Here is a 25,663-nt window from a genome sequence, read left to right as displayed (position 1 = left end):
GTTCCGATGCCCGAGGCCTACGTAGTCGAAGCCGTGCGCACCCCCGTGGGGCGGCGCGGCGGCGGCCTGTCCGCGGTCCACCCGGCCGACCTCGGCGCCCACGTGCTGAAGGCGCTGGTCGAACGCTCCGGGATCGACCCGGCCGCCGTGGAGGACGTCGTGTTCGGCTGCCTCGACACGGTCGGACCGCAGGCCGGGGACATCGCCCGTACGGCGTGGCTGGCGGCCGGTCTGCCCGAGGAGGTCCCCGGGGTGACCGTCGACCGCCAGTGCGGCTCCTCGCAGCAGGCCGTGCACTTCGCGGCCCAGGGCGTCCTGTCCGGCACCCAGGACCTGGTGGTCGCGGGCGGCACCCAGAACATGTCGATGATCCCGATCGCCTTCGCCTCCCGGCAGGCGGCCGAGCCGCTCGGACTCACCGAGGGCCCCTACGCCGGCTCGGCCGGCTGGCGCGCCCGCTACGGCGACGCCCCCGTCAACCAGTTCCACGGCGCCCAGCTCATCGCCGCGAAATGGGGCATCACGCGCCGGGACATGGAGGAGTTCGCCCTGCGCTCCCACCAGCGGGCCCTGCGGGCGATCGACGAGGGCCGCTTCGAGCGGGAGACCGTCCCGTACCGGGACGTGCGCACCGACGAGGGCCCGCGCCGCGACACCACCCTGGAGAAGATGGCCGGACTCAAGCCCGTCGTCGAGGGCGGCACCATCACGGCGGCCGTCTCCTCCCAGGTCTCCGACGGCGCGGCGGCGATGCTGATCGCCTCCGAACGGGCGGTCCGCGAACACGGCCTGCGGCCGCGCGCCCGCATCCACCACCTGTCCGTGCGCGGTGAGGACCCGATCCGCATGCTGTCGGCCCCCATCCCGGCCACCGCGCACGCCCTGAAGAAGACCGGTCTGTCCCTGGCCGACATCGACCTGGTCGAGATCAACGAGGCCTTCGCCCCCGTGGTCCTGGCCTGGCTCAAGGAGACGGGAGCCGATCCCGCACGGGTCAACGTCAACGGCGGCGCGATCGCGCTCGGCCACCCGCTGGGCGCCACCGGCGTCAAGCTGATGACCACCCTCCTGCACGAGCTGGAACGCACCGGGGGCCGCTACGGCCTCCAGACCATGTGCGAGGGCGGCGGCCAGGCGAACGTGACGATCATCGAGCGGCTGTAGCGGGCCGTGCCCCGCTCTTGACCTGCTCCTGACCTGCTCCGGAGGCGATGCGGAGCAGGTCACACCCTCGGGGCAGCGCTCCCGGATGGACGTGTGCTAGCTTAGAGCTCGTTGCAGTTGTGGTACCCATGAACTTTATGTGCGCCTGACGGGAATGCTCCGACAGGCGCTTTAATTGTTTTTACCGGAGTCTCCGGATGGGGCCCTTGCCGCCTATTCAGGAGATTCAAAATGGCACTTGGCACCGTGAAGTGGTTCAACTCGGAAAAGGGCTTCGGCTTCATCGAGCAGGACGGTGGCGGTCCGGACGTGTTCGCCCACTACTCGAACATCGCCACCCAGGGCTTCCGTGAGCTCCAGGAGGGCCAGCGCGTGTCCTTCGACGTCACCCAGGGCCAGAAGGGCCCCCAGGCGGAGAACATCGTTCCCGCCTAATTCCTTCAGCATGCCGGGGTCCGCGCCGCGAGGTGCGGGCCCCGGCTTGTCTGCTGTCTCGACGGCGTTCGGCACGGCAGCGTTCGGCACGACAGTGTTTGGCACGACGCACGACCGCGTTTTACCTGCCGGTATCAGGAGGGCATTTTCCGCATGACCAGCACCAGCTCCGCACGACCCAGCCGCCGCCCCACCCGGGGTCGAGGTGCGGCCCAGGGGCGTCCGAAGGCTGGCGCGGGACGGCAGAAGTCCGCCCCCGTAGCCCGGCCCCAAGAGTTCACCATGCCCGAACCGCTGACCCCGGCCCTGCCGCCGGTCGCCGCGTTCGAGGACATGGACATGCCCGAGGCGCTGCTGAAGACCCTCGCCGCCCAGGGCGTGACCGAACCCTTCCCCATCCAGGCCGCGACGCTGCCGAACTCCCTCGTCGGCCGTGACCTGCTCGGCCGCGGCCGCACCGGCTCCGGCAAGACGCTGGCCTTCGGCCTGGCCCTGCTGTCCCGCACCGCCGGCCGCCGCGCGCAGCCGAAGCAGCCGCTCGCCCTGGTCCTCGTACCGACCCGTGAGCTCGCGCAGCAGGTCACCGACGCCCTCGCGCCGTACGCCACGTCCGTCAACCTGCGCATCGCCACCGTCGTCGGCGGCATGTCGATCAACCGGCAGTCCGGCGCCCTGCGCCGCGGCGCCGAGGTCCTCGTCGCCACCCCCGGCCGTCTGAAGGACCTCATCGACCGCGGTGACGCCGACCTCTCGCAGGTCGCCATCACGGTCCTCGACGAGGCCGACCAGATGACCGACATGGGCTTCATGCCGCAGGTCACCGCGCTGCTCAAGCAGGTCGAGCCCGAGGGCCAGACCATGCTGTTCTCGGCGACGCTCGACAAGAACATCGACAAGCTCGTCAAGATGTTCCTGCACGACCCGGTCGCCTTCTCCGTCGACCCGTCCGCCGGCGCGGTCAGCACGATGGAGCACCACGTCCTGTACGTCATGGACGAGACCGACAAGAAGGCCGTGGCCACCCGCATAGCCGCTCGCGACGGCCGGGTGATCATGTTCGTCGACACCAAGCGCGGGGTCGACCGCATGGTCAAGAAGCTCCTCGCGGACGGCGTCCGCGCCTCCGGCCTGCACGGCGGCCGTTCCCAGCCGCAGCGCAACCGCACCCTGGACTGGTTCAAGACGGGCGAGGTCACCGCGCTGGTCGCCACCAACGTGGCCGCGCGCGGCATCCACATCGACGACCTCGACCTCGTCGTCAACGTGGACCCGCCCACCGACCACAAGGACTACCTGCACCGCGGCGGCCGTACCGCCCGTGCCGGCGAGTCCGGCAGCGTGGTCACCCTCGTGCTCCCCGACCAGAAGCGGGACATGACCCGCCTGATGTCGGACGCCGGGATCTCCCCGCGCACCGCGCAGATCAAGTCCTCCGACGAGGAACTGTCCCGCCTCACCGGCGCCAAGGAGCCCTCGGGCATCCCCGTGGTGCTGGAGGTGCCGCAGGCGACCCCGCCGAAGCCCCGCAACGGCTCCGGTTCGGGCTCCGGTTCGGGCTCGCGCCGCCGCTCCGGCGGTTCGCGCACCGGTGCCGCCACGGGCGGCGCACCGGCGGCCGGCGGCCGTGGCCGCCGCTCCGGCGCCGGTTCGGGCGCGTCCGGCCAGGCCCCCGCGGCCGGGTCGGGCCAGGCCCGCCGCGGCCAGGGCGGTCAGGGCGGCGCAGCCGCCGGCTCCGCCGGTCAGGGCCGGCGCAGCGGGGGCGGCGCCTCCGGTGGCGCGGCCGCGGCGTCCGCGCGCAGCCGGGTCGGTTCCGCCGGCCAGGGCCGCCGCCGGGCGGTCTGACCCGCCGACGGCGTACGACGTACCACCGGGCCGGGCAGCGCATCACGCGCCGCCCGGCCCGGTGGCGTTTTCCGCCGCGGCCCCTACCGGACCATCTTGCTCTGGAGCTTCGCCAGCGTCCGCAGGTCCAGGCCGAGGCCCCGCGTCAGGTAGCCGTAGAAGTCGCCGTAGTCGGCCTCCATCTGTGCGGTCGCGGAGTCCAGGTAGTCCTGGCGGACCTCCTGGAGCGGGATCAGCAGGTCGGGGTTCTGCATCCGGCCGGACTGCTTGAGACCCGCGCGGACCTGGGCGTCGTAGGCACCCCGGAAGGTGTTCGACGCCAGGTAGTCGCGCTCGGCCGTCCCCTCCGGAACGGCCAGGGCGCGCAGCAGCACGTAACTCATCCAGCCCGTACGGTCCTTGCCGGACGTGCAGTGGTACAGCAGCGGGCCCTGGCCGCCGTTCGCGATCTCGCGCAGGGTGGTCGCGAACTGCGCCCGGTTCTCGGGGCTCGTCACGAACGTGCGGTAGATGTCGCGCATGTAGGCCTCGGCGCGGCCGCCGCCGAGCATCTGTTCCTGCTTGACCGGATCGCCGCTGCCGATCGCGCCGACGAGGGTTCCGTAGAGACCGAGGTCGCTGACCGGGCGGGCGGTGGGGGAGAGGCCGGGCGGCAGCTTGTCGGCGCCGTCGTACTGGACCTCCATCGGGATGCGGAAGTCGACGGCCTTCGTGAGGCCGAGACCGGCGACGGTGGTGATGTCCGCCGCGGTCAGCTTGCTCAGGGCGTCGGAGCGGTAGACCAGCCCCTGGCGGACCCGGCCGCCGGTGTAGGTGAGGTAGCCGCCGAGGTCCCGGACGTTGACGGCGCCCTGGAGAGGGATCTGGCGAATTGTTTCAGCTTGCTGCCCGTACGACGGCTGGTGGTGCCGGGCGCTGACCCCGGCACCGGGCGCCGCCTGCGCGTTCGCGGAGGCGGGCAGGGTTCCGACGGCGAGCGCGGCGGCGGCCGCCGCGATCGCCAGACGGATTCGGGCACGGCTCATGTGGACGACTCCTGTGACGGAGAAGGGGGATCACCCTGGTGGTGGCAGGGTGCCGAGCGCGTGCGGACCGCCGTGTCCGTACAGGCGGTCCAGCACGGTGTGTGCCTCGGCCATGACGCGGTCGACGAGTTCCGCGCAGGACGGCAGATCCTCGATCACCCCCGCGACCTGGCCGGATGCCATGACTCCGAGGTCCGTACGGCCCTCGACCATGGACGCCTTGAGGAGCATGGGGGTGTTCGCGGCGAGCAGGACCTGGCTCCAGGACAGGTCCTTGCCGTGTTTCATCGCCAGGCCGTCGCGCACCATCGCCCGCCACGACAGCCCCGACAGCTTCCGGAAGCCCGCCGCGTGCCGGACCGCCCGCGCCAGCGCCCTCGCGCGGCCCGACCGCTCCAGGGCGTCGACCAGTTCCGTCCGCAGCATCCGGTGCGGCATCCCGTCGACGGCCGTCGTGACGGTGACGTCCTTGACGGTGGCCTTCAGGTACTCGGCCTTCACGGCGTCGGGGACGGTGGAGTCGGAGGTCAGCAGGAACCGGGTGCCCATGGCGATGCCCGCCGCCCCGTAGGCGAGCGCCGCGACCAGCCCCCGCCCGTCGTGGAAGCCGCCCGCCGCGACCACCGGTACGTCCACCGCGTCGACCACCTGTGGCAGCAGCACCGTCGTCGCCACGTCCCCGGTGTGCCCGCCGCCCTCCCCGCCCTGCACGATCACAGCGTCCGCGCCCCAGGCGGCGACCTTCTCGGCGTGCCGGCGCGCACCGACCGAGGGGATCACGACCACTCCCGCGTCCTTCAGCCGGGCGATCAGCTCCCGGGAAGGGGCGAGGGCGAAGGAGGCCACCCGGACGCCCTCTTCGACGATCAGTTCCACCCGCTCGGCGGCGTCCCCGGCGTCCGCCCGCAGGTTGACCCCGAACGGAGCCCGCGTACGGGACCTGACCTCCCGGACCGCCGCCCGCAGCTGCTCCACCGTCATCGTCGCCGAGGCCAGGATCCCGAGGGCCCCCGCGTTCGCCGCCCCCGACACCAGACGCGGCCCGGCCACCCAGCCCATGCCCGTCTGCACGATCGGGTGGCGGACCCCGACCAGCTTCGTGAATGCCGTCTCCACCGGGTCAGCCCCGCACTTCGCGCTCGCGCAGCCCCTTGGGGTCGATCACCTCGCGGATCAGCCGCAGCTCCCGCGGCGACGGCTCCCGCGTGTACGGGACCTCGCCGTCCACCGCGAGCTCGAAGCCGGTCGCCCCGCGGACCTGGTCGAGGGTCACCCCCGGATGGACGGAGGCCAGGCGCATCGAGCGGTCCGGGCCGGCGAAGTCGAAGACGCCGAGGTCGCTGACGACGCGGGGCAGGCGGTGGAAACGGGTCACCCCGGCCGCCTCGGCCCGGTCGTGGCCGACCCCGCTCACCATGTCCACGCGCTCGACGAACACCCGGGTCGAATGCCGGGGGATCCAGTAGCTCACCGGGTTGTTGAGGGTGTTGACGGGCGCCCCCCGCACCCCCAGGAGCTGGCGGGCCGGCCGCTCCCAGTCGCCGATGCAGGAGATGTTCTGGTTGCCGAACCGGTCGATCTGGCTCGCGCCCATCATCACGTGCCGCTTGCCGCCCGTGACCATCGTCAGGTGGCGGCGGTAGGGGAGCCAGCCCTCCGGCGTGCCGTCGAGGCCGACCAGCATCGCCTCCCCGTCGGTCAGCAGCAGGTCGGGGGAGAAGGTCCGCTTGGCGAGCCGGGCCCCGAACGAGGGGATCAGGCCCATCGGGCTCGCGAGGACCTCGCCGTTGTCGCGCCAGGCCTCGGCGCAGGCGATCACGCAGTACTCGGCCCGGCTGACGGCCGGGGTGCTCTCGCTGCTCAACTCTGCTCCTCGTGCCAGGTCCGGACGGCGGACTGGTAGTCGTGCTCGCCCGCGCCGGAGAGGAAGCGGGCGGCGAACTCGGGCCAGGGGGTGGACGCGTAGAGCTTCTGGAAGGCCTCGTCGCGGTCGTAGTCGGGGGCGCAGGAGGTGAAGTGCGCGCCGTTCGGGGTCTCCACGACGCCGGTGACCGCGTGCCGGCTGACGAGGAGGGACTGCGGCGGGCCGGACTTGGCGAGCTCGGCGGTCTCCACGAGCTGTTCGCAGGAGACGTACGCGGCGTCCGCCGCCTCGCAGAACAGGTCGTCGAAGTACGGGTCCGGGCCCAGGTACTGGGCGTTGCCGAGGCGGTCCGCGCGGTTGAGGTGGACCAGGGCGGCGTCCAGGCGCAGGGCGGGGACGGCGACGAACTCCTCGCCGTCGGCGTAGGGCGAGGTCACCGTGCGCAGCTCGGGGTTGACCCGCATCACGTCGGAGCCGAGGCCGGCCCGGACGGGCAGGAAGGGCAGCCGGTTCGCGGCGGCGTGCAGGCCCCACATGAACATGGCCTCGTCGTACTCGGTGAGGGCGAGGGCGCCGCTCTCGCGGGCGGCCCGGAAGTGCGGTTCCAGCGGGATGGAGTCGAGGGTGGCGAAGGGGGCGACCAGCCGGCGGATCCGGCCGGCGGCGGCGAGCAGGCCCACGTCAGGGCCCCCGTAGGAGACCACGGTGAGATCGGTGACCTCGGACCGGAGCAGTGCTCTCACCAGGGCCATCGGCTTGCGCCGGGAGCCCCAGCCGCCGATGCCGAGGGTCATGCCGCTGCTCAGCCGGCCGACCACCTCCTCGGGGGTCATCGTCTTGTCGGTCACGGGGTCCCTTCCTTCCCGAAGGTGTCGCGGACCCGGTCGGCGACGCCGCTGAGGTTGGCCTCGAAGGTGAAGCCCTGCTCGAAGCGGTAGCTGCGGCGCACGTCCACGGGGTCGATGCCGTTGATGGCGGCCTTGGCCAGCCGGATCAGGTAGCCGTCCTTCTTCGCGATCTCGGCCGCCAGTTCCAGGGCGGCGGCCCGCAGCTCCGCCCGGGGCACCACCTTCCAGACCGAGCCGTGCGCGTGCAGTTCGGCGGCGGTCGCGGTGCGGGAGGTGTAGTAGAGGGCGCGCATCAGGTGCTGGGGGACGAGGCGGGCCAGGTGGGTGGCGGCGCCGAGGGCGCCCCGGTCCAGTTCGGGCAGGCCGAAGGTGGCGTCGTCGGAGGCGACGATCGCGTCGGCGTTGCCCGCCAGGCCGATGCCGCCGCCGAGGCAGAAGCCGTGCACGGCCGCGACGACCGGGACCTCGCATTCGTAGACGGCGGCGAAGGCCTCGGCGCAGCCGCGGTTGGCCCCGATGAGGGAGGCGTGCCCGGCGTCGCGCTGCATCTCCTTGATGTCGACCCCGGCGTTGAAGCCGCGCCCCCCGGCGGCCAGGACGACGCAGCGCACCTCCGGGTCGCGGCCGGCGGCGCGCAGGGCGTCGGCGAGGTCGTACCAGCCCCGTACGGGCAGCGCGTTGACGGGCGGGAAGTCGACTGTGACGAGTGCGATGCCCTTGTCCGGGCTGGAGGTGGAGACACCCATGAGCGGATCAGCTACCTTTCCACCAAACATTTGTTAGGTGAGGAAGGTAGCAGCCGATGGAGCTCAAGGGGAGGGTCGCGGTCGTCACGGGCGGAACCCGCGGCGTCGGCGCCGGGATCGCCCGCTCGTTCCTCGCGGCGGGCGCCGAGGTGGTGCTCTGCGCGCGGCGCCCGCCCGAGCGGCCGGTGCGGGCGGGCGGCCGGCAGGCCGCCTTCACCGCCCTCGACCTGCGCGACCCGGACGCCGTACGGGAGGCCTTCGCGGCCGTCGCCGACCGGTACGGGCGGCTCGACTGCCTGGTGAACAACGCGGGCGGGACCCCGTACCGGCTGCTGGGCGAGGGGGAGGCCGAACGGCACGCGCGGGTCGTCGAGCTCAACCTGGTGGCCCCGCTGACGGCCTCGCTGGCCGCGCACCCGTGGCTGCGCGCGGCGCGCGGCTCGGTCGTGATGATCGGCAGCGTCAGCGGCACCCGGCCCTCGCCCGGGACGGCGGCCTACGGGGCGGCGAAGGCGGGCCTGGAGAACCTGGCCCGGTCGATGGCCGTGGAGTGGGCGCCCGAGGTGCGGGTCAACTCGCTGGTCCTGGGCATGGTGCGGACCGAGCTGTCGCACCTGCACTACGGGGACGAGGCGGGCGTCGCCGCGGTCGGCGCGACGGTGCCCCTGGGGCGGCTGGCGGAGCCCTCGGACGTGGGGGAGGCGGCGGTGTTCCTGGCCTCGGACCGGGCGGCGTACGTGAGCGGGGCGAGCCTGCTGGTGCACGGCGGCGGGGAGCGCCCGGCTTTTTTGGATGCGGCAACTGTCAACAAGGAGGCCTGAAATGGGCATGGCGGACGGACGCGTGGTCATCGTGACGGGCGCGGGGCGGGGGCTGGGCCGGGCCCACGCGCTGGCCTTCGCGGCGGAAGGGGCGCGGGTCGTGGTCAACGACCTGGGCGTCGGGCTCGACGGCAGGCCGGAGGCGGACGGGCCCGCCGCACGGGTCGTGGCGGAGATCCGCGAGCGCGGCGGGGAGGCGGTGGCGCACGGCGGGGACATCGCGACGGGCGAGGGCGCGGCCGCCCTGGTGGAGTGCGCGGTGTCCGCCTTCGGCCGGCTGGACACCCTCGTCAACAACGCCGGGTTCCTGCGCGACCGGATGCTCGTGAACCTCGGCGAGGACGACTGGGACGCGGTCGTACGGGTCCACCTCAAGGGCCACTTCCTGCCGCTCAGGCACGCCGCCGCCTGGTGGCGGGCGGAGGCGAAAGCCGGCCGGCCGGTCGCGGCGCGGGTGGTCAACACCTCGTCCGGCGCCGGACTGCTCGGCTCGGTGGGTCAGGGCAACTACAGCGCGGCCAAGGCGGGCATCCTCGGCATGACCCTGGTCGCGGCGGCCGAGATGGGCCGGTACGGGGTCCAGGTCAACGCGATCGCGCCCGCCGCCCGGACCCGGATGACCGAGCGGACCTTCGCCCGGGAGATGGCCGCCCCCGCCGCCGGGGCCTTCGACGCGATGGCCCCCGAGAACGTGTCCCCGCTGGTGGTGTGGCTGGGCTCCGACGCCTCGGCCGGGGTCACGGGCCGGGTCTTCGAGACCGAGGGCGGCCGGATCACGGTGATGGAGGGCTGGCGCCCCGGCCCCACGGCGGACCGCGGCGCCCGCTGGACCCCGGCCGAGGCGGGGGAGGCGGCGGCGAAACTCCTGGCCGCCTCCGAGCCGCCGCAGCCGGTGTACGGGGCGTCGTAGCGGGGCCGGCGGCGAGAGCGGCGGCGAGCGGCGGGGGCACGGTCCGGTGGGGGCCGTGCCCCCGCTGCGTGCTTCTGGACATCTTCGGCGCCGGGCCCGCCCCTCCCTGTTCCGCCGGTGCGGGGCGGCGGGGCTGATGGGCGGGGTGCGGCGGGCCTTTCGGCCCTCGCGGAATCCGGCCAGGAAATGCGGACGCGGACCGTTGGCCATATCGGGTCCTTCCCAGTCCCCTCACCGTTGTGGTGGCATGTCCACGCCGAATTCCCGTGGAAGTCCGACCGGATGGAGAAAAGAGAATGCAGCTCCGCAGACTCAGCGTCGGCGCGGCGGCCCTGGCCCTCGCGGCCGTGGCCGTACCCGTTCAAGCCGACTCCCCGGAGACACCGCCGCCCGGCAGAATCACCGTCGACGTCGTCGGAGTGAACGGCTCGGGCTGCCCGCAGGGCACCGCGGACGTCGCCGCCGCCTCCGACAACACCGCCTTCACCGTCACGTACAGCAACTACCTCGCCCAGTCGGGCGCCGGCTCCGGCGGCACCGAGTTCCGCAAGAACTGTCAGCTCGCCCTGCGGATCCACGTGCCCCAGGGGTTCACGTACGCCATCGCCCGCGCCGACTACCGCGGCTTCGCGCACCTCCAGCGCGGCGCCTACGGCCAGGAGCGCGCGAACTACTACTTCCAGGGCCAGGCCCAGACCGCCCGCACCACCCACCAGTTCAACGGCCCCTTCAGCGACAACTGGCAGGCGAGCGACCGCACCGAGTACGCCGACCTGGTCTGGGCGCCCTGCGGCGAGGAACGCAACCTCAACGTCAACACCGAACTGCGCGTCTACCCCGGGACGTCGAACCCGCAGGCCCTGAGCTTCATGAGCATGGACTCCACCGACGGCAGCGTCAGCACGGTCTACCACTTCGAGTGGAAGGAATGCACCGCGGCCTGACCCGGCGCGAGAACGGCAAACCCCCGACTCAAGGTCAGGAGTGACAACGATGACCCCCTCGCTGTCCCGCACCCTGCTCGCCGGCGGCGCGGTCGCCGCCCTGATCGCCACGGCGACACCGGCCGGCGCCGCCGGCCCCGTACCCGGCCCGATCACGGCACCGCCCGACAAGATCGTCATCGAACTCGCCACCGTGAACGGATCCGGCTGCCGCGAGGGCACGGCCGAAGTCGCCGTCGCCCCGGACAACACCGCCTTCACCGTCACGTACAGCGAGTACCTCGCCCAGGTCGGCCCCGGCGCCCCGCCGACGGCCTTCCGCAAGAACTGTCAGCTGAACCTGCGCGTCCACGTGCCCAACGGCTTCACCTACGCGATCGTCCAGGCGGACTACCGCGGATTCGCATTCCTCCAGCCCGGCGCGTGGGGCCAGGAAAGGGCGAACTACTACTTCCAGGGAATGCCCCAGACATCCCAGCGGACCCATCAGTTCAACGGGCCGTTCAACGACAACTGGCAGGCGACCGACAAAACGGAATACGCCGACCTGGTATGGGCCCCCTGCGGGGAAAAACGCAATTTCAACATCAATACCGAACTGCGCGTGAATGCGGGCACGTCCAACCCGCAGACCGCGACCAGCTTCATGGCGATGGACTCCACCGACGCCAGCGTCAACACCCTCTACCACCTCGCCTGGGCGGTGTGCCCTCCCCGATAGGGCCCGCCGTCACGGCCGGAGCGAGGTGAGGCGGGGGGCGGGGCCGGGGCGGCCCCGCCCCCCGCCGCGCACTGCCCCCGGCGCCCCGGCCGGTCCCGCCCGGCAGGACCCACCCCTTTCCCGCTCGGCGGCACCCCGCCCCTTTTCCCGCTCAGCGGGACCCCACCTGTTTTCCCGCTCAGCGGGAACGTGACCTCCCGCCCGGGCCCGCCGCCCGCCTACCGTCTGCCGCACCACACACCACCGCGGCCGGGAGGCCCCATGATCGACGACCGGCGCCGGCGCGAGGCCGCCCGGCTGCTGCGCGCGGCGGAACGCCACCGGGCCCCCGTACGGCCGCTGACCGAGCTCTTCGAGGGGATCGACGCACAGGACGCGTACGAGATCCAGCTGATCAACGTCCGCCACCGCACCGGCACCGCGGGCGCCCGCGTCACCGGACACAAGGTCGGGCTCTCCTCGCCCGTCATGCAGGCCATGATGGGCGTCGGCGAACCCGACTACGGCCACCTGCTCGACACGATGGAACTGCGCCCCGGCACCCCCGTCCGGGCCGCCGCGTACTGCGCGCCCCGGATCGAGGCCGAGGTCGGCTTCGTCCTCGGCGCCGACCTGCCGGGCGAGGGCTGCACCGAGGCCGACGTCCTGGCCGCCACCGAACGCGTCGTCCCCGCGCTGGAACTGATCGACAGCCGCATCGCCGACTGGCGCATCACCATCGCCGACACCATCGCCGACAACGCCTCCTCCGCCGGCTACGTCATCGGCGAGGGCCGCGACCCCCGCTCGCTCGACCCGAAGACCGTCGAAGTCCGGGTCGCCGCCGACGGCGAAACCCTCGCCGAGGGCCGCGCCGACGCCGTCCTCGGCGACCCCGCCACCGCCGTCGCCTGGCTGGCCCGCACCGTCGCCCGCTTCGGCGTCCCGCTCCGCAAGGGCCACCTGATCCTGCCCGGTTCGTGCACCCGCGCCGTGGACGTGCGCCCCGGACGGACCTACACCGCCGACTTCACCGGGCTCGGCCCGGTGTCCCTCTCCTTCACCTGAGGCCCGTACGGGAGTACCGCATGAAGAAAGCCACCGCAGCCGTCGTCGGCTCCGGCAACATCGGGACCGACCTGCTCCACAAGCTGCGCCGCTCCCCGCACATCGAGCCCCGCTGGATGATCGGCGTGGACCCCGCCAGCGAAGGCCTCGCCCGCGCCCGCCGCGCCGGGCTCGACACCTCCCACGAGGGCGTCGACTGGCTCCTGGCCCGCGGCGAACTGCCCGACCTGGTCTTCGAGGCCACCTCCGCCTCCGTGCACCGGGCCAACGCCCCGCGCTACGCCGAGCTCGGCATCAAGGCCGTCGACCTCACCCCCGCGGCCGTCGGCCCCGCCGTGGTCCCGCCCGCCAACCTGACCGCCCACCTCGACCGGACCAACGTCAACATGATCACCTGCGGCGGACAGGCCACCATCCCCATGGTGTACGCCGTCTCCCGCGTGGTGCCCGTCGCCTACGCCGAGATCGTCGCCTCGGTGGCCTCCGTCTCCGCCGGCCCCGGAACCCGCGCCAACATCGACGAGTTCACCCGCACCACCGCCCGCGGCATCGAGGACATCGGCGGCGCCGCCCGCGGCAAGGCCGTCATCATCCTCAACCCGGCCGAACCGCCGGTGACGATGCGCGACACCGTCTTCTGCGCGATCCCGCCGGACGCGGACCGCGCGGCCGTCGCCGCCTCGATCCACCAGGTGGTGCGCGAGGTGGCCTCGTACGTCCCCGGCTACCGGCTGCGCACCGAGCCGCAGTTCGACGAACCCTCCGAGGCGACCGGCGGCGCCGCCCGCGTCGCGGTCTTCCTGGAGGTGGAGGGCGCGGGCGACTACCTGCCGCCGTACGCCGGGAACCTCGACATCATGACCGCCGCCGCCACCAAGGTCGGCGAGGAGTTCGCCAAGGAGCTGCTGAAGTGACCGCCCACTCCGACACCCTCGACATCCGGATCACCGACTCCTCCCTACGGGACGGCTCGCACGCCAAACGGCACCGGTTCACCGTCGAGGACGTCACCTCGGTCGTCGCCGCGCTCGACGCCGCGGGAGTCCCCGTCATCGAGGTCGCGCACGGCGACGGACTCGGCGGATCCTCCTTCAACTACGGCTTCTCCCGCACCCCCGAGCAGGAACTCATCAAGGCCGCCGCCGACACCGCCCGCACCGCGAAGATCGCCTTCCTGATGCTGCCCGGACTCGGCGTGAAGGACGACATCCGCGCCGCCCACGCGAGCGGCGGCCGGATCTGCCGCATCGCCACCCACTGCACCGAGGCCGACATCTCCGTCCAGCACTTCGGCCTCGCCCGCGCCATGGGCCTGGAGACCGTCGGCTTCCTGATGATGGCCCACTCCACCAGCCCCGAGAACCTCGCCCGCCAGGCCCGGATCATGGCCGACGCCGGCTGCCAGTGCGTGTACGTCGTCGACTCCGCGGGCGCCCTCGTCATGGACCAGGTCACCGACCGGGTCGCGGCCCTGGTCGCCGAGCTGGGCTCCGACGCCCAGGTCGGCTTCCACGGCCACGAGAACCTCGGACTCGGCGTCGGCAACTCGGTCGCCGCCGTACGCGCCGGAGCCCTCCAGATCGACGGCTCGACCCGGCGCCTGGGCGCCGGAGCCGGAAACACCCCCGTCGAGGCCTTCGCCGCCGTCTGCCAGAAGATGGGCATCCGCACCGGCATCGACGTCCTCGCGATCATCGACGCCGCCGAGGACGTGGTGCGGCCCGTCATGGACGAGGAGTGCCGCCTCGACCGCATGTCCCTGCTCATGGGCCACGCCGGCGTCTACTCCAGCTTCCTCGTGCACGCCTACCGGCAGGCGGAACGCTACGGGGTCTCCGGCGCGCGGATCCTGCTGCGCGCGGGCGAACGCCGCCTCGTCGGCGGCCAGGAGGACCAGCTCATCGACATCGCCCTGGAACTCGCCGCCGAGGCCCGGGCCGCCTCCGCCCCACCCGCCTAGTGCCGTGACCGAAAAGGTCCACCGGCACTGGTACGCCCTTCCGCAGCACACCACGAAGAAGTGGAGGGCCCCATGGCCCCGACCGACGAAGGACCCCGCGTCATCGAGGCGGCGGCCGTGCCCACCCGGTTCGCCCGCGGCTGGCACTGCCTCGGCCTCGCCGCCCCCTTCAAGGACGGCAGACCCCACGAGGTCGAGGCCTTCGGGACCCGCCTCGTCGTCTTCCGGGGCGCGGACAACGGCGAGCTCGGCGTCCTGAACGCCTACTGCCCCCACATGGGCGGCAACCTGGCGCACGGCAGCGTCAAGGGCGACACCGTCGCCTGCCCCTTCCACGACTGGCGCTGGTCCGGCAACGGCCGCTGCGCCGACGTCCCCTACGCCCGCCGCGTCCCGCCGCGCGCCCGGACCCGCGCCTGGACCACCCTCGAACGCAACGGCCAGCTCTACGTGTGGCACGACCCGGAGGGCAGCCCGCCGCCCCCGGACGTCACCATCCCCGAGATCGAGGGCCACGGCAGCGCCGACTGGAGCGACTGGAGCTGGAACTCCCTGCGCGTGGAGAACGCCAACTGCCGGGAGATCGTCGACAACATCGTGGACATGGCGCACTTCTACTACGTGCACTACGCCTTCCCGCACTACTTCAAGAACGTCTTCGACGGACACGTGGCCACCCAGTACATGGAGTCCACCCCGCGCGGCGACGTCGACCTCGGCACCCTCTCCACTGGCGGCGGCCTGCGCTCCGACGCCTCCTACCACGGCCCCTCGTACATGATCGACCGGCTGTGGAGCGACGTCGGCGGCGGCCTGGAGATGGAATCCGTACTGATCAACTGCCACTACCCGGTCGACGAGAACAGCTTCGTCCTCATGTACGGGGCGACGGTGAAGAAGCTTCCCGGCATGAGCGACGAACAGGCCGCCGAGGCGGCCCGCCTCACCGCCGAGGGCCTCGCCGTCGGCTTCGAGCAGGACGTGGAGATCTGGAAGAACAAGACCCGCATCGACAACCCCCTCCTCACCGAGGAGGACGGCCCCGTCTACCAGCTCCGCCGCTGGTACGAGCAGTTCTACGTCGACGCCGCCGACGTCAGGGACGAGATGGTCCGCCGCTTCGAGTACGAGATCGACACCACCCGCGCCACCGCCGCCTGGAAGGCGGAGGTGGCCGAGAACCTCGCCCGCCGCGCCGTCTCCCCGGGCGGCGCGTGATGACCCCCGTCACCTGCGGGGAATGCGGCACCGAGGTGCTGTGCGAGAAGTTCAGCCCCGCCCACACCCAGGTGCAGTGGACCGGCCGGGCGGCGCAGGTGTGCCCGCGCATCGCGGCCCGGGTCGCCGCGGGGGAACTCAGCGCCCGCGTCCGCTCCTGCCCGGCGCTGCGCGCCGGCATCGAGGAGGCCGTCCGGGAGGGCCGGCTGGAGGTGCCCGCCGATGCGTGAGAACCCGGCACCGGCACCGGTCGCTGCTCCCGCTCCCGCCCGCGTCCCCGGGGCCGCCGGGCCGCTGCGGGTCCGCGTGCTGGAGCGGATCCAGGAGACCCCGGACGCGGTCTCCCTCCTCCTGGACCCCGAACTCCCCTACGAACCCGGACAGTTCCTCACCCTCCGGATACCCGGCGGGGCGGCCCGCTGCTACTCGCTGGCCAGCTCCCCGCACACCGGCGAGCCGATGCGGATCACCGTCAAGAAGGTCCCCGGCGGACCCGGATCCACCTGGGTCTGCGACACCGTGGCCCCGGGCGACGAACTGGAGGTCCTGCCGCCCGCCGGTACCTTCACCCCCGGCCCGGACGGCCTGGACCGGGACCTGCTGCTCGTCGCGGGCGGCAGCGGCATCACCCCCGTACTCTCCCTGGCCAAGTCGGCCCTCGCCGCCGGGCGGGGCCGCACCGCCCTGCTGTACGCCAACCGCGACTCCGCGTCGGTGATCTTCCGGGACGAGCTGGAGCGGCTGGCCGCACGGCACCCGGAGCGGCTCACCGTCGTGCACTGGCTGGAGAGCCTGCGGGGCCTGCCGACCGCCGGGCGGCTCGGCGAGCTCGTCGCCCCGTACTCCGGCCGCGAGGCCTGGCTGTGCGGCCCCGGCCCGCTCATGGACGCCGCCGAGGCCGCCCTGCGGGCGGCCGGGACCCCCGGAACCCGCATCCGCCGCGAGCGCTACTTCTCCCTCGGCGCCGACGTGTTCGCCGACGCGTCCGCCCCCGCGAAGCCCTCCCCGGGGGCCGGTGACGACGCGGTCGCCGTGGCGGAACTCGACGGGAGCACCCGTACCGCGCCCTGGCCGCGCCGGACCACGCTCCTCGACGCCCTCCTCGCGGCCGGCGTCGAAGCCCCGTACTCCTGCCGGGAGGGCGCCTGCGCCGCCTGCTGCTGCCGGGTCGTCGAGGGCGAGGTCACGATGACCCGCAACGAGGTCCTGGACGGCGAGGACCTCGCCGACGGCTACGTCCTGGCCTGCCAGGCCCTCCCGCGGACCGACCGGGTCCGGGTCACCTACGACTGAACCGAACCCGAACCCGAACCCGAACCCGAACCGGACCCGAACCCGAGCCCCGAACCCGCGCCCGGGCCCGCGACCGAAAGGGGCCGGGCCCGGCCCCCTGGCGAGGGGTCGGGCCCGGCACGTGTGCGATGGGGTATCTGTACCCGCTACATCCACTCGCTGAACCGCAGCCAGCCCATCATGTTGTCCATCGCCCGCGCCGAGACCGCCGGCCGCTGCTCCGGGGGCGGCGCGGCCGCCGAACGGCCCGCCCTGCCCGGCCCGTACAGTTCCCGCCACACGGCCCGCGCGCACGTCAGGACCGCCGGCGCCAGCCGGGCCAGTTCGCGCTCGCCCCGGCAGGAGGAGACCGACACGGCGGCGACCGCCCGCCCCGCGCCCCGCAGCGGCGCGGCCACGCAGCAGATCCCGCGGAAGCTCTCCTCCCGGTCGTAGGCGGTCCCGCGTTCGCGGGTCGCCGCCAGCTCCGCCCGCAGCGCGGCCGGGCGCACCAGCGTCCGGGCTGTGCGCGGGCGCAGCCCCCGGGCCAGGACCCGCTCGACGCCCTCCTGGTCGCCGAAGGCGAGGATCGCCTTGCCCGCGGCCGTGGAGTACGCGGGCATCCGGCCGCCGACCCGGGAGGGCACGCCGGTGGCCTCCGAGCCGCCGATCCGCTCCAGACAGACCACTTCCGCCCCGTCCAGCACCGAGAGGTGCACCAGCTGCCCCGTCTGCTCGTGCAGCGCGTGCAGCAGCGGCAGGGCCGCCCGGCGCAGCCGGTTGTGGTGGGCGGCGAGCGCGCCCAGCTCCAGCATCCGCATGCCCATCCGGTAGTCCCGGCCGTCCCGGTCCAGCCAGCGCAACCGCACCAGCTGGTCGAGGATCCGGTGGGCGGAGGAGCGCGGGATCCCGGAGCGGCGCACCACTTCCGTCAGCGAGAGCCGCGGCTGCGCGCCCTCGAAGGCACCCAGGACCTTGGCGGCCTTCTCCAGCAGCGAGAGCGGTACGGGCCCGGTCTCCATGGCCTGATCGAGCACGAGGAACCCCCTGGGCGAGGCGTTTGGGGAGGCGTTGGGGAGGCGTTGGGGCGACCCTGCCACGCGGGCCCGGGCGGGGGGAAGGACCCGGAACCATGTATTTCATTCAGTAATACTCCTGATCGGTGGAAAGGCGGGTGCGGGGCGCTCCGCGGGCGGCTTCCCACTCAGCGGGAACACCCCGTTCCGCGCCCCGGACCCCCCGGCGTACGTTCACCGCACCCCGGCACCCGACCACCCCGGCACCCGACCACCCCGGCAACGCCCCGAGAAAGGGACACCATGAGCGACGAAGACGTCCTCGACGCCGTCCGCGCCCTCGCCCCGGCCCTGCGCGCCCGCGCCTGCGAGGCGGAGGAGCGGCGCAAGGTCCCCGAGGAGAGCGTCAAGGAGCTGACCGAAGCCGGCTTCTTCCGCCTGCTCCAGCCCCGCGCCCACGGTGGCCGCGCCGCACACCCCGGCGTCTTCTACGCCGCCGTCAAGGAGATCGCCAAAGCCTGCGGCTCCACCGGCTGGGTCGCCTCCGTGACCGGCGTCCACCCCTGGCACGTCGCGCTCTACGACCCCCGCGCCCAGGACGAGGTCTGGGGCGAGGACCGCGACACCCGCATCTGCTCCTCGTACGCCCCCACCGGCAAGGTCGCCCCCGTCGCCGGAGGCTTCACCCTCAGCGGCCGCTGGCACTTCTCCTCCGGCTGCGACCACGCCGACTGGGCCCTGCTCGGCGCGCTCGTCACCGACGCCGAGGGCCGGCCCGTCGACATGCGGACCTTCCTCGTCCCCCGTACCCAGTACCGCGTCGACGAGGTCTGGGACACCGTCGGCCTGCGCGGATCCGGCTCCAACGACATCGTCGTCGAGGAGGTGTTCGTCCCCGGGCACCGCGCCCTCAGCTTCGGCCCCGTCACCGCCCTCGACGTCCCCGGCCACGCCGTCAACCCCGAGCCCCTCTACCGGCTCCCGTACGCCGCCGTCTTCACCACCACCATCTCCGCCCCGATCGTCGGCATCGCCGAAGGCGCCTACGAGGACCACGTGGCCGCCACCCGCGACCGCTTCCGGATCTCCTACGGCCAGCACGTCGCCGAGGACCCCTTCGCCCAGGTCCGCATCGCCCGCGCCGCCAGTGACATCGACGCCTCCTGGCTCCAGCTCCAGCGCAACATCGGCGACTTGTACGCCCTCGCCGAACGGGGCGAACCCCTCCCGCTGACCCTGCGCACCAGGGCCCGCCGCGACCAGGTCCTCGCCACCGAACGCTGCGTCGCCGCCGTCGACCTCCTCATGGAGAACGCCGGGGGCGGCGCCCTGCGCACCGGCGCCAACCCCCTCCAGCGGGCCTGGCGCGACGTCCACACCGGCCGCGGCCACGCCGCCAACGACCCCGAGCGGGCACTGGTCCTCTTCGGCCAGGGCGCCCTCGGCCTCGACATCCAGGACACCATGCTGTGACGGGAACCGACGCCGTGAACCCCACCTACGAGAACACCTCCCGGACCACGCGGGCCGCCGGCCTCACCCTCCACCACCACGAGGCGGGCCCCGCCACCGCACCCGTCGTGATCATGCTGCACGGCGGCGGCCCCGGCGCCTGCGGCTGGTCCAACTTCGGCGCCAACCTGCCCCACTTCGCCGCCCGCTTCCGCACCCTCCTGGTCGACCTGCCCTGCTACGGCCGCTCCGCCAAACCCGAACCCGACCGCGACTACTTCACCTTCAGCGCCCGCGCCGTCGTCGCCCTCATGGACGAACTCGGCATCGAACGCGCCCACTTCATCGGCAACTCCCTCGGCGGCGGCACCGCCACCCGGATCGCCCTCGACCACCCCGGCCGCGTCGCGAAGCTGCTCCTGATGGGCCCCGGCGGCATCTCCCTGAACCTGTTCTCCGCCGACCCCACCGAGGGCATCAAGCGGCTCTTCGAGTTCAGCCTCGACCCCGAGCCCACCCGCGAGCGGATGCGCACCTTCCTCACCACCCTCGTCCACGACCCGGCCCTCGTCACCGACGCCCTCGTCGAGGAGCGCCACGCCGGGGCCACCGACCCCGACGCCCGGCTCGGCAACGCCCGGATGGCCGCCGCCTTCGCCCGCTGGCCCGAGGAGTCCATGCTCTGGCGCGAGGCCCACCGCATCACCTGCCCGGTGCTGCTCACCTGGGGCCGCGAGGACCGGGTCAACCCCGTCGACGGCGCCTTCCTCGCGCTCAAGGCCATTCCCGACGCCCGCCTCCACGTCTTCCCGCGCTGCGGCCACTGGGCCCAGACCGAGGCCGCCGCCGAGTTCAACCGCCTCGCCACCGACTTCTTCCTCCACTAGGAGCCCCATGGACATCCGCGCACTCGGCTACCTCCGCATCGAGACCGCCGACCTCGCCGCCTGGCGCACGTACGTCCTCGACGTCCTCGGCATGACCGAGGGCCGGGGCAGCACCGACAGCCGCCTCCTCGTCCGGATCGACGACCGCGTCCACCGCTTCCAGTTCGTCGCCGGGACCCGGGACCGCCTCCTCGCCGCCGGGTTCGAGGTCGCCAACGCCAAGGCCCTGGCACAGGCCGCGCGGGAACTGGAGGCCGCCGGCGTCGCCGTCGAGCACGGTGACGACGCCACCCTCGCCGACCGGCGCGTCCAGGGCCTGATCCACTGCGAGGACCCCGGCGGCAACCCCCTGGAGATCTACTGGGGTCAGGCCCAGGACCACGGCCCCCTCGCCGCCCCGTACGGCAACCGCTTCGTCACCGGCGACCTGGGTCTGGGCCACGTCGTCCTGCCCGCCCCCGACACCGAGACCACCCTCGCCTTCTACGAGGACCTGCTCGGCTTCCAGCTGCGCGACTCGATGAGGCTGCCCCCGGCCGCCGTCCCCACCGGAGCCCCCGGCAAGGACGTCCACCGGATGTACTTCCTCAGCCCCAACGGCCGCCACCACAGCCTCGGCCTCTACCCGGGCGCCCTGCCGCCCGGCATCGTCCACTTCATGGTCGAACTGGAGAGCCTCGACGACGTCGGCTACTGCCTCGACCGGATGCACGCGGCGGGCATCCCCATCGCCTCCACCCTCGGCCGGCACTCCAACGACCGCATGGTGTCCTTCTACGCCCAGGCCCCCGGCGGCTTCCAGGTCGAGTACGGCTGGGACGGCCTCGTCGTCGACCCGGCCACCTGGACCGCGAAGGAGATCACCGCCGACAGCTTCTGGGGCCACCAGTGGAGCGGCTGACCCCCACCGCGCCGGAAGGCGCCGCGGTGGACCCGGCCGCGGTGGATCCCGCCGCGTTCCGCGAGGCGCTCGGGGCCTTCGCCTCGGGGGTCACCGTCGTCGCCGCCGTCGGCGACGACGGCCGCCCGGCGGGCCTGGCCTGCCAGTCCTTCGCCTCGCTGTCCCTGGACCCGCCGCTGGTGCTGCTGTGCGTCGGCAAGGCCTCCACGAGCTGGCCCCGGGTACGGGCCGCAGGCCGGTTCGGGGTGAGCATCCTCGCCGAGGAGCAGCGGGAGGTGTGCGAGGCCCTCGGGCGCCCGGGGGAGGAGAAGTTCGCCGGGATCGGCTGGGAGCGTTCCGCGCACGGAGCCGTCCGCGTCGCCGGGGCCCTGGCCACCGTGGAGTGCGCGCTCGACACCGTCCACGAGGCGGGCGACCACTGGCTGGTCACGGCCCGGGTCCTCGAACTCGCCGCCCGCGACGGCGGATCGCCCCTGCTGTACTTCCGCAGCGACTACGCCACCGGAGCATTCGGATGACCGACACCCCCGACACGACCGACACCCCCGACACGACCGACACCCCCGACACGACCGACACCCCCGACACCCCCGATACGACCGACGCGTTCGCGCACGCGTACGACGTGGTGGTGGTCGGCTCCGGCGCGGCCGGACTGGCCGCCGCCCTCACCGCCCGGCTGCGGGGCCTGACCGTCCTGGTCGTGGAGAAGACCGACAAGTACGGCGGCTCCACCGCCCTGTCCGGAGGCGCCGTCTGGGTTCCCGGCAACTTCCACCTCGACCGGGCCGGGCTCGCCGACACCCACGACAAGGCGCGCGCCTACCTCGACGCGACCGTCGGCGACCGGGTCCCCGACGCCCGCAAGGAGGCCTACCTCGCCCACGGGCCGCGCATGGTGCGGGAGTTCCACGACCGCACCGAGGTCCGCTTCATGTACACCCCCGGATACCCGGACTACTTCCCCGAGGCGCAGGGCGGCATGGCCCAGGGCCGCTCCGTCGAACCGTGCATCGTCGACTTCCGGCGGCTGGGGGAGCTCGGCGCCGGAATGCGCCGGGCGGGCCTGCCGACGTACGGGCTGACGATGACCTCGTACGACTTCCGCTTCCTGAACATGGCGGGCCGCACCTGGGCCGGCCGGCGGACCTCCCTGAAGGTCGGGGCGCGGGCGGTGAAGGCGCTCGTCACCGGCCGCAGGCCGCTCTCCCTGGGGGAGGCGCTGATCGCCCGGATGCGGCTGTCGCTGGACCGGCTCGGCGGGGAGCTGTGGCTGTCGGCGCCCCTGACCGGGCTGGTCACGGACGCCTCCGGCAGGGTGAGCGGAGTACGGGTCACGCGTGCGGGCCGGGAGCTGACGGTGCGGGCCGCGGGCGGGGTGGTGCTGGCCTCGGGCGGTTTCTCGCACGACGCGGAGCTGCGCGAGAAGCACCTGCCCGCGCCGACCTCCACCGCCTGGACGCACGCCTCCGAGGGGCAGACGGGTGACGCCCTGCGGCTCGGCGGGGAACTCGGCGCGGCCACCGACCTGCTGGACCGGGTGTGGGGGGCGCCGTCGGTGTGCCCGCCGGGGGAGCGGCCGTTCTTCCTGGTCGCCGACCGGGGCATCCCCGGCATGGTGATCGTCGGCCAGAACGGGGAGCGGTACGCCAACGAGGCCCTGCCGTACCACGCGTTCGTCGACCGGATGTACGCCGCCGACCGGCCCGGGGCGGGCACGGTGCCGTCCTGGCTGGTCCTCGACGCCCGCTCGAAGGCCCGCTACCTGTTCGCCGGGCTGTTGCCCGGACAGCCCTTCCCGGCGCGGTGGCTGGAGAGCGGCTTCGTGAAGAAGGCCGCGACCGTGGAGGAACTGGCCGGGCTGATGGCGGCGCCGGGCCTGCCCGCCACGGTCCGCCGCTTCAACGGCTTCGCCGCGCGGGGCGCCGACGAGGACTTCGGCCGGGGCGAGAGCGTCTACGACCGCTACTACGGCGACCCGACGCTGCCCCACCCGAACCTGGCGCCCCTCGACAAGGGCCCCTTCTACGCGGTCCCCGTGCACCCGGGGGACATCGGCACCAAGGGCGGGCTGGTCACGGACGGGGACGGCCGTGTCCTGCGCGAGGACGCGGCCCCGATCGCGGGCCTCTACGCGGCCGGCAACTGCTCGGCGGCGGTCATGGGGGAGACCTACCCCGGCCCCGGCGCGACGATCGGCCCCGCGATGGCCTTCGCCTGGGCGGCGGTCAACGTGATCGCGGAGGAGCTGGCCCCCTCCGGCACCTGACGGCCTTTGCCGTCCCGTGGGCCGGACGCCCGTGTTCCGCGGTCGGGGCGCGGGGACAACGGCGGTGTGAAGACGAAGGCGGCGGGGGAGTGAACCGGGACGCGGTCTGGGCCCTGGTCAGTGGAGTGCTGTGCGCCGGTACCTGGGGCGCCCTGGTGTGGGTCGCCGTGGATCCCGGACTCCAGGACGTGCAGGACGGGCTGGGGGCGTGGACCGCGGCGATCGCCCTCGTGCCCGTGGTCGTGTCGTTCGCCCTGGGCATGGTGCTGATCGTCGGCTCGGGCGGCTCGGGCGGCCCGGGCGGCCCGGGCGGAAGCCGGGGCGGCGGCGGTGAAGGCGTCGGACTCGGCGGGCTCGGCGGTGACGGGGGCGGTTCCTGTGGCGGCGGCGGGGGTTGCGGCGGTGGGGGAGGCGGCTGCGGCGGGGGCGGCGGCGCCTGACGGCCGCCGGCACCCCGCGCGCGCCGTCGGTCAGGACAGCTTGCCGTCGTAGTCCGGGAGCTTGACGGTGCGTTCGGCGTGGCCGCCGACCAGGTCGCTCTGCTTGTTCCCGATGTTCGCGATGATCGTGTAGCCGCGGGCCTCGATCTCGGCGCGCTTGCCGGTCTTGTAGGCGCTCACCTCGCCGAACAGGTCGGGCAGGTCACGGACGTAGAGGCCCGAGACGGGGTAGCCGACCGCCTTGAGGTTGTGCTCGGTCAGGGAGTAGATGATCCCCGGGCGGGCGGTGACGAAGAAGATAGCGACGCCCCGGTCGTGCGCGTACCGGGTCAGCTCGCGGACCTTGCCGATCGCCGGCGTCGGGAAGGTCCAGAACCAGTGGAAGTCCGTCTCCAGCGAGGAGTTGTCGATGTCGAGGACGATCGCCGGCTTCTCCCCGGCCGGGGAGGCGGCGATGCGCTGCTCGATCGCGGGACGGGCCGCGTCGATGACGGCGGCGACGTCGCGCTGCCAGGTGGCGTAGTCGATGCCGAGGATCGCCGCGTTGCCCCCGGGCGCGGAGGCGGTGACGGCGGCCGGCGCGGTGGCGGGCCGCGGCGCGGGGGCCGGGGCCGCCCCGGCGGAGGCGGCGGGCAGGAGGGCCAGGACGACGCCCGCGACGGCCGCGCCGGCGGCGGCGCCGTGGCGGGAAAGGACCGTACGGGTGGGGAAGGTGCGGCGGGTGCTGCGCATGTGGGGGCGCTCCTCGGTCACAGGATTGGCATGTACGCGACCAGGCTCGATGAGCGCGGACCCCTTGTCTACCGGTCGGTAGGAAACTTTTCGTAGCCGCCCGGTGAATCCCCCTCGCGCGGGGACGGGAGGACGGCCTACGTGTCGCAATCCAGCACCGTGCGGCAGACCCCGCACCGCACCCTCGACGGCCCCCGCACCGCGACCCGCAGCCGCTGCGCGCACACCGGGCAGGGGAAGCTCACCCGCCGCTCTCCCGCGCACCGTTCGAAGTGGTACGCCGCCCCGCGCGGCGGGCCGCTCCCCTCGCGGCGGGCCCGCGCGTAGCGCAGCCGCTCCAGCGGGCCCGCGGCCGCCAGGGGCGCCCGGCCGAGGTCCCGCACGGCCAGGGCGCGGCCGCGCGCGTACGCCTCGTAAGCCTGCGGGCTGCTGAACCAGGGGGAGGGGTCCTCCCCGAAGTGGAGGGCCCGCTTGGCCAGGACGTAGCCGAACTCCTCGGGGGTGAGGTAGCCGAGCTTCTGGTGGCTCAGCGCGTCCTCCCGGTAGGCGTCGAGGAGCAGCCAGCCGGCCCCGAGGTAGGCGGCGGCCGTGTCGGTGAGGATCTCGTCCTCCGCGGTGGTGGGCATGCGCAGGTCCAGGCGGTGCAGCAGGACGTGGGTGACCTCGTGGGCCAGCGCGGCGGCCAGATCCCGCCGGTGCCCGCGGAAGCGGTCGTTCACCTCGACGAAGTACTCCGGACCCGCCGTCAGCTCCACCGACGCCGCGTCCCGCATCGGCCGGAACGCGACCACCACGCGCGCGTCCGGCAGCCGGAGGGCGCGCACCATCGCGGAGGCCACCCGGTGGGCGCCGAGGTGCAGGTCATCGGCGTCGCCGAACGCCGCGTCGGCCGGGGTGACGCTCGTGGCGTAGGCCCGGACGCCCGCGGGGGACAGGCGGCGGAACAGGGCCGTGAGCGAGGCGCGGACGGTCTCCAGGTGCGGAAATCCGTGCTCGACGGGGCTGTTGTGCCTGCCGTTCTGCGTCACGCCGCCTCCCCGGCCGGAAGTTGTCCGAAAACGCGTTCTTGATGGGATCCGGCGTTCGGATGTGTCATGGACCCGTCATTCACCCGATGACGCGCACGGCCCAACCCCCCACGAAAGGCAG

General features: G+C 73.5%; 27 protein-coding genes. 19 read left to right on the top strand and 8 right to left on the bottom strand.

Annotation, left to right across the window (positions count from 1 at the left end):
- Nucleotides 1-6 precede the first annotated feature (6 nt).
- From AC07B0_RS26010 to AC07B0_RS26000, 3 genes are all read left to right on the top strand, one after another.
- Complete coding sequence (locus AC07B0_RS26010; protein ID WP_469380119.1) at nucleotides 7-1,164, top strand: acetyl-CoA C-acetyltransferase; 1,158 nt, start codon at nucleotides 7-9, stop codon at nucleotides 1,162-1,164.
- 231 nt (nucleotides 1,165-1,395) lie between these two features.
- Nucleotides 1,396-1,599 (top strand): cold-shock protein, encoded by a 204-nt coding sequence (locus tag AC07B0_RS26005; RefSeq protein ID WP_052872633.1) that lies wholly within the window; start codon nucleotides 1,396-1,398, stop codon nucleotides 1,597-1,599.
- Nucleotides 1,600-1,752: 153 nt separating this feature from the next.
- On the top strand, nucleotides 1,753-3,441 hold the full coding sequence (locus AC07B0_RS26000; protein WP_469380123.1) for a DEAD/DEAH box helicase: 1,689 nt from the start codon (nucleotides 1,753-1,755) through the stop codon (nucleotides 3,439-3,441).
- An 83-nt stretch (nucleotides 3,442-3,524) separates the two neighbouring features.
- On the opposite strand, the gene AC07B0_RS25995 is transcribed toward AC07B0_RS26000, so the two are convergent.
- The 5 genes from AC07B0_RS25995 to AC07B0_RS25975 are packed head-to-tail and all read right to left on the bottom strand — an operon-like array spanning nucleotide 3,525 to nucleotide 7,924.
- Nucleotides 3,525-4,466, bottom strand: a complete 942-nt coding sequence (locus tag AC07B0_RS25995) for a tyrosine-protein phosphatase (protein WP_356882689.1) — start codon at nucleotides 4,464-4,466, stop codon at nucleotides 3,525-3,527.
- A 30-nt stretch (nucleotides 4,467-4,496) separates the two neighbouring features.
- Nucleotides 4,497-5,582, bottom strand: a complete 1,086-nt coding sequence (locus AC07B0_RS25990; RefSeq protein WP_469380125.1) for an NAD(P)H-dependent flavin oxidoreductase — start codon at nucleotides 5,580-5,582, stop codon at nucleotides 4,497-4,499.
- A gap of 4 nt (nucleotides 5,583-5,586) precedes the next feature.
- Complete coding sequence (locus tag AC07B0_RS25985) at nucleotides 5,587-6,330, bottom strand: CoA-transferase subunit beta (protein ID WP_469380126.1); 744 nt, start codon at nucleotides 6,328-6,330, stop codon at nucleotides 5,587-5,589.
- Complete coding sequence (locus tag AC07B0_RS25980) at nucleotides 6,327-7,178, bottom strand: CoA transferase subunit A (RefSeq protein WP_356882683.1); 852 nt, start codon at nucleotides 7,176-7,178, stop codon at nucleotides 6,327-6,329. The genes AC07B0_RS25985 and AC07B0_RS25980 overlap by 4 nt, the downstream gene beginning before the upstream one ends.
- Entirely contained in the window at nucleotides 7,175-7,924 is a 750-nt protein-coding gene (locus AC07B0_RS25975; RefSeq protein ID WP_356882681.1) for an enoyl-CoA hydratase family protein, read from the bottom strand. The genes AC07B0_RS25980 and AC07B0_RS25975 overlap by 4 nt, the downstream gene beginning before the upstream one ends.
- Nucleotides 7,925-7,980: 56 nt before the next feature.
- On the opposite strand from AC07B0_RS25975, the gene AC07B0_RS25970 reads away from it, so the two are divergent.
- From AC07B0_RS25970 to AC07B0_RS25925, 10 genes are all read left to right on the top strand, one after another.
- Nucleotides 7,981-8,745, top strand: a complete 765-nt coding sequence (locus AC07B0_RS25970) for an SDR family oxidoreductase (RefSeq protein WP_469380129.1) — start codon at nucleotides 7,981-7,983, stop codon at nucleotides 8,743-8,745.
- Between the two features lies 1 nt (nucleotide 8,746).
- Nucleotides 8,747-9,655, top strand: coding sequence for an SDR family oxidoreductase (locus AC07B0_RS25965; RefSeq protein WP_356882677.1), 909 nt, complete (start codon nucleotides 8,747-8,749; stop codon nucleotides 9,653-9,655).
- Between the two features lie 296 nt (nucleotides 9,656-9,951).
- Nucleotides 9,952-10,599: a DUF4360 domain-containing protein gene (locus AC07B0_RS25960; protein WP_356882675.1), complete on the top strand. Its 648-nt coding sequence runs from the start codon at nucleotides 9,952-9,954 to the stop codon at nucleotides 10,597-10,599.
- 61 nt (nucleotides 10,600-10,660) lie between these two features.
- Nucleotides 10,661-11,320: a DUF4360 domain-containing protein gene (locus tag AC07B0_RS25955; RefSeq protein WP_356882748.1), complete on the top strand. Its 660-nt coding sequence runs from the start codon at nucleotides 10,661-10,663 to the stop codon at nucleotides 11,318-11,320.
- A 261-nt stretch (nucleotides 11,321-11,581) separates the two neighbouring features.
- The gene (locus tag AC07B0_RS25950; protein ID WP_469380132.1) at nucleotides 11,582-12,367 is read left to right on the top strand and encodes a 2-keto-4-pentenoate hydratase; all 786 of its coding nucleotides are present in this window, start codon (nucleotides 11,582-11,584) and stop codon (nucleotides 12,365-12,367) included.
- 20 nt (nucleotides 12,368-12,387) lie between these two features.
- Entirely contained in the window at nucleotides 12,388-13,281 is an 894-nt protein-coding gene (locus AC07B0_RS25945) for an acetaldehyde dehydrogenase (acetylating) (RefSeq protein ID WP_469380133.1), read from the top strand.
- Nucleotides 13,278-14,327, top strand: coding sequence for a 4-hydroxy-2-oxovalerate aldolase (gene dmpG / locus AC07B0_RS25940; RefSeq protein ID WP_356884296.1), 1,050 nt, complete (start codon nucleotides 13,278-13,280; stop codon nucleotides 14,325-14,327). The genes AC07B0_RS25945 and dmpG overlap by 4 nt, the downstream gene beginning before the upstream one ends.
- A gap of 72 nt (nucleotides 14,328-14,399) precedes the next feature.
- Nucleotides 14,400-15,545 (top strand): 3-ketosteroid-9-alpha-monooxygenase, oxygenase component, encoded by a 1,146-nt coding sequence (locus AC07B0_RS25935; RefSeq protein WP_478899025.1) that lies wholly within the window; start codon nucleotides 14,400-14,402, stop codon nucleotides 15,543-15,545.
- Nucleotides 15,545-15,775 carry a hypothetical protein gene (locus AC07B0_RS25930; RefSeq protein WP_356880057.1) on the top strand — a complete coding sequence of 77 codons (231 nt, stop codon included), beginning with the start codon at nucleotides 15,545-15,547 and terminating at the stop codon, nucleotides 15,773-15,775. Before AC07B0_RS25935 ends, AC07B0_RS25930 begins: the two co-directional genes overlap by 1 nt.
- Entirely contained in the window at nucleotides 15,768-16,838 is a 1,071-nt protein-coding gene (locus tag AC07B0_RS25925; RefSeq protein ID WP_478899024.1) for a 2Fe-2S iron-sulfur cluster-binding protein, read from the top strand. The genes AC07B0_RS25930 and AC07B0_RS25925 overlap by 8 nt, the downstream gene beginning before the upstream one ends.
- Nucleotides 16,839-16,984: 146 nt before the next feature.
- On the opposite strand, the gene AC07B0_RS25920 is transcribed toward AC07B0_RS25925, so the two are convergent.
- Entirely contained in the window at nucleotides 16,985-17,854 is an 870-nt protein-coding gene (locus AC07B0_RS25920) for an IclR family transcriptional regulator (RefSeq protein ID WP_356880053.1), read from the bottom strand.
- Between the two features lie 282 nt (nucleotides 17,855-18,136).
- On the opposite strand from AC07B0_RS25920, the gene hsaA reads away from it, so the two are divergent.
- The 6 genes from hsaA (at nucleotide 18,137) to AC07B0_RS25890 (ending at nucleotide 23,782) form a co-directional block, all read left to right on the top strand.
- Nucleotides 18,137-19,306, top strand: coding sequence for a 3-hydroxy-9,10-secoandrosta-1,3,5(10)-triene-9,17-dione monooxygenase oxygenase subunit (gene hsaA, locus AC07B0_RS25915; RefSeq protein WP_478899023.1), 1,170 nt, complete (start codon nucleotides 18,137-18,139; stop codon nucleotides 19,304-19,306).
- Nucleotides 19,303-20,172, top strand: a complete 870-nt coding sequence (gene hsaD / locus AC07B0_RS25910) for a 4,5:9,10-diseco-3-hydroxy-5,9,17-trioxoandrosta-1(10),2-diene-4-oate hydrolase (protein ID WP_478899022.1) — start codon at nucleotides 19,303-19,305, stop codon at nucleotides 20,170-20,172. Before hsaA ends, hsaD begins: the two co-directional genes overlap by 4 nt.
- 7 nt (nucleotides 20,173-20,179) lie before the next feature.
- Nucleotides 20,180-21,073 (top strand): VOC family protein, encoded by an 894-nt coding sequence (locus AC07B0_RS25905; RefSeq protein ID WP_478899021.1) that lies wholly within the window; start codon nucleotides 20,180-20,182, stop codon nucleotides 21,071-21,073.
- The gene (locus AC07B0_RS25900; protein ID WP_478899020.1) at nucleotides 21,061-21,591 is read left to right on the top strand and encodes a flavin reductase family protein; all 531 of its coding nucleotides are present in this window, start codon (nucleotides 21,061-21,063) and stop codon (nucleotides 21,589-21,591) included. The genes AC07B0_RS25905 and AC07B0_RS25900 overlap by 13 nt, the downstream gene beginning before the upstream one ends.
- The gene (locus AC07B0_RS25895; RefSeq protein ID WP_478899019.1) at nucleotides 21,588-23,342 is read left to right on the top strand and encodes an FAD-dependent oxidoreductase; all 1,755 of its coding nucleotides are present in this window, start codon (nucleotides 21,588-21,590) and stop codon (nucleotides 23,340-23,342) included. The genes AC07B0_RS25900 and AC07B0_RS25895 overlap by 4 nt, the downstream gene beginning before the upstream one ends.
- Nucleotides 23,343-23,431: 89 nt before the next feature.
- Complete coding sequence (locus AC07B0_RS25890) at nucleotides 23,432-23,782, top strand: hypothetical protein (protein ID WP_478899018.1); 351 nt, start codon at nucleotides 23,432-23,434, stop codon at nucleotides 23,780-23,782.
- 30 nt (nucleotides 23,783-23,812) lie between these two features.
- On the opposite strand, the gene AC07B0_RS25885 is transcribed toward AC07B0_RS25890, so the two are convergent.
- Complete coding sequence (locus AC07B0_RS25885; protein ID WP_356880040.1) at nucleotides 23,813-24,514, bottom strand: HAD family acid phosphatase; 702 nt, start codon at nucleotides 24,512-24,514, stop codon at nucleotides 23,813-23,815.
- 137 nt (nucleotides 24,515-24,651) lie between these two features.
- A complete protein-coding gene (locus AC07B0_RS25880; protein ID WP_478899017.1) occupies nucleotides 24,652-25,542 on the bottom strand; it encodes a hypothetical protein in 891 nt (296 codons plus the stop codon).
- Nucleotides 25,543-25,663 lie beyond the last annotated feature (121 nt).

The sequence above is a fragment of the Streptomyces sp. NPDC044704 genome, assembly GCF_056433525.1.
Note: the sequence above shows the minus strand (reverse complement) of the source record. Positions and strands in the feature narration are given on the sequence as shown.

Coding starts and splice junctions, on each gene's coding strand:
- AC07B0_RS25895 (WP_478899019.1), top strand. CDS start 21,588: ATGACCGACACCCCCGACACGACCGACACCCCCGACACGACCGACACC.
- AC07B0_RS25975 (WP_356882681.1), bottom strand. CDS start 7,924: ATGGGTGTCTCCACCTCCAGCCCGGACAAGGGCATCGCACTCGTCACA.
- AC07B0_RS25935 (WP_478899025.1), top strand. CDS start 14,400: ATGGCCCCGACCGACGAAGGACCCCGCGTCATCGAGGCGGCGGCCGTG.
- AC07B0_RS26005 (WP_052872633.1), top strand. CDS start 1,396: ATGGCACTTGGCACCGTGAAGTGGTTCAACTCGGAAAAGGGCTTCGGC.
- AC07B0_RS25960 (WP_356882675.1), top strand. CDS start 9,952: ATGCAGCTCCGCAGACTCAGCGTCGGCGCGGCGGCCCTGGCCCTCGCG.
- AC07B0_RS25970 (WP_469380129.1), top strand. CDS start 7,981: ATGGAGCTCAAGGGGAGGGTCGCGGTCGTCACGGGCGGAACCCGCGGC.
- AC07B0_RS26010 (WP_469380119.1), top strand. CDS start 7: ATGCCCGAGGCCTACGTAGTCGAAGCCGTGCGCACCCCCGTGGGGCGG.
- AC07B0_RS25995 (WP_356882689.1), bottom strand. CDS start 4,466: ATGAGCCGTGCCCGAATCCGTCTGGCGATCGCGGCGGCCGCCGCCGCG.
- AC07B0_RS26000 (WP_469380123.1), top strand. CDS start 1,753: ATGACCAGCACCAGCTCCGCACGACCCAGCCGCCGCCCCACCCGGGGT.
- AC07B0_RS25965 (WP_356882677.1), top strand. CDS start 8,747: ATGGGCATGGCGGACGGACGCGTGGTCATCGTGACGGGCGCGGGGCGG.
- hsaA (WP_478899023.1), top strand. CDS start 18,137: ATGAGCGACGAAGACGTCCTCGACGCCGTCCGCGCCCTCGCCCCGGCC.
- AC07B0_RS25930 (WP_356880057.1), top strand. CDS start 15,545: ATGACCCCCGTCACCTGCGGGGAATGCGGCACCGAGGTGCTGTGCGAG.
- AC07B0_RS25925 (WP_478899024.1), top strand. CDS start 15,768: ATGCGTGAGAACCCGGCACCGGCACCGGTCGCTGCTCCCGCTCCCGCC.
- AC07B0_RS25885 (WP_356880040.1), bottom strand. CDS start 24,514: ATGCGCAGCACCCGCCGCACCTTCCCCACCCGTACGGTCCTTTCCCGC.
- AC07B0_RS25905 (WP_478899021.1), top strand. CDS start 20,180: ATGGACATCCGCGCACTCGGCTACCTCCGCATCGAGACCGCCGACCTC.
- AC07B0_RS25950 (WP_469380132.1), top strand. CDS start 11,582: ATGATCGACGACCGGCGCCGGCGCGAGGCCGCCCGGCTGCTGCGCGCG.
- AC07B0_RS25945 (WP_469380133.1), top strand. CDS start 12,388: ATGAAGAAAGCCACCGCAGCCGTCGTCGGCTCCGGCAACATCGGGACC.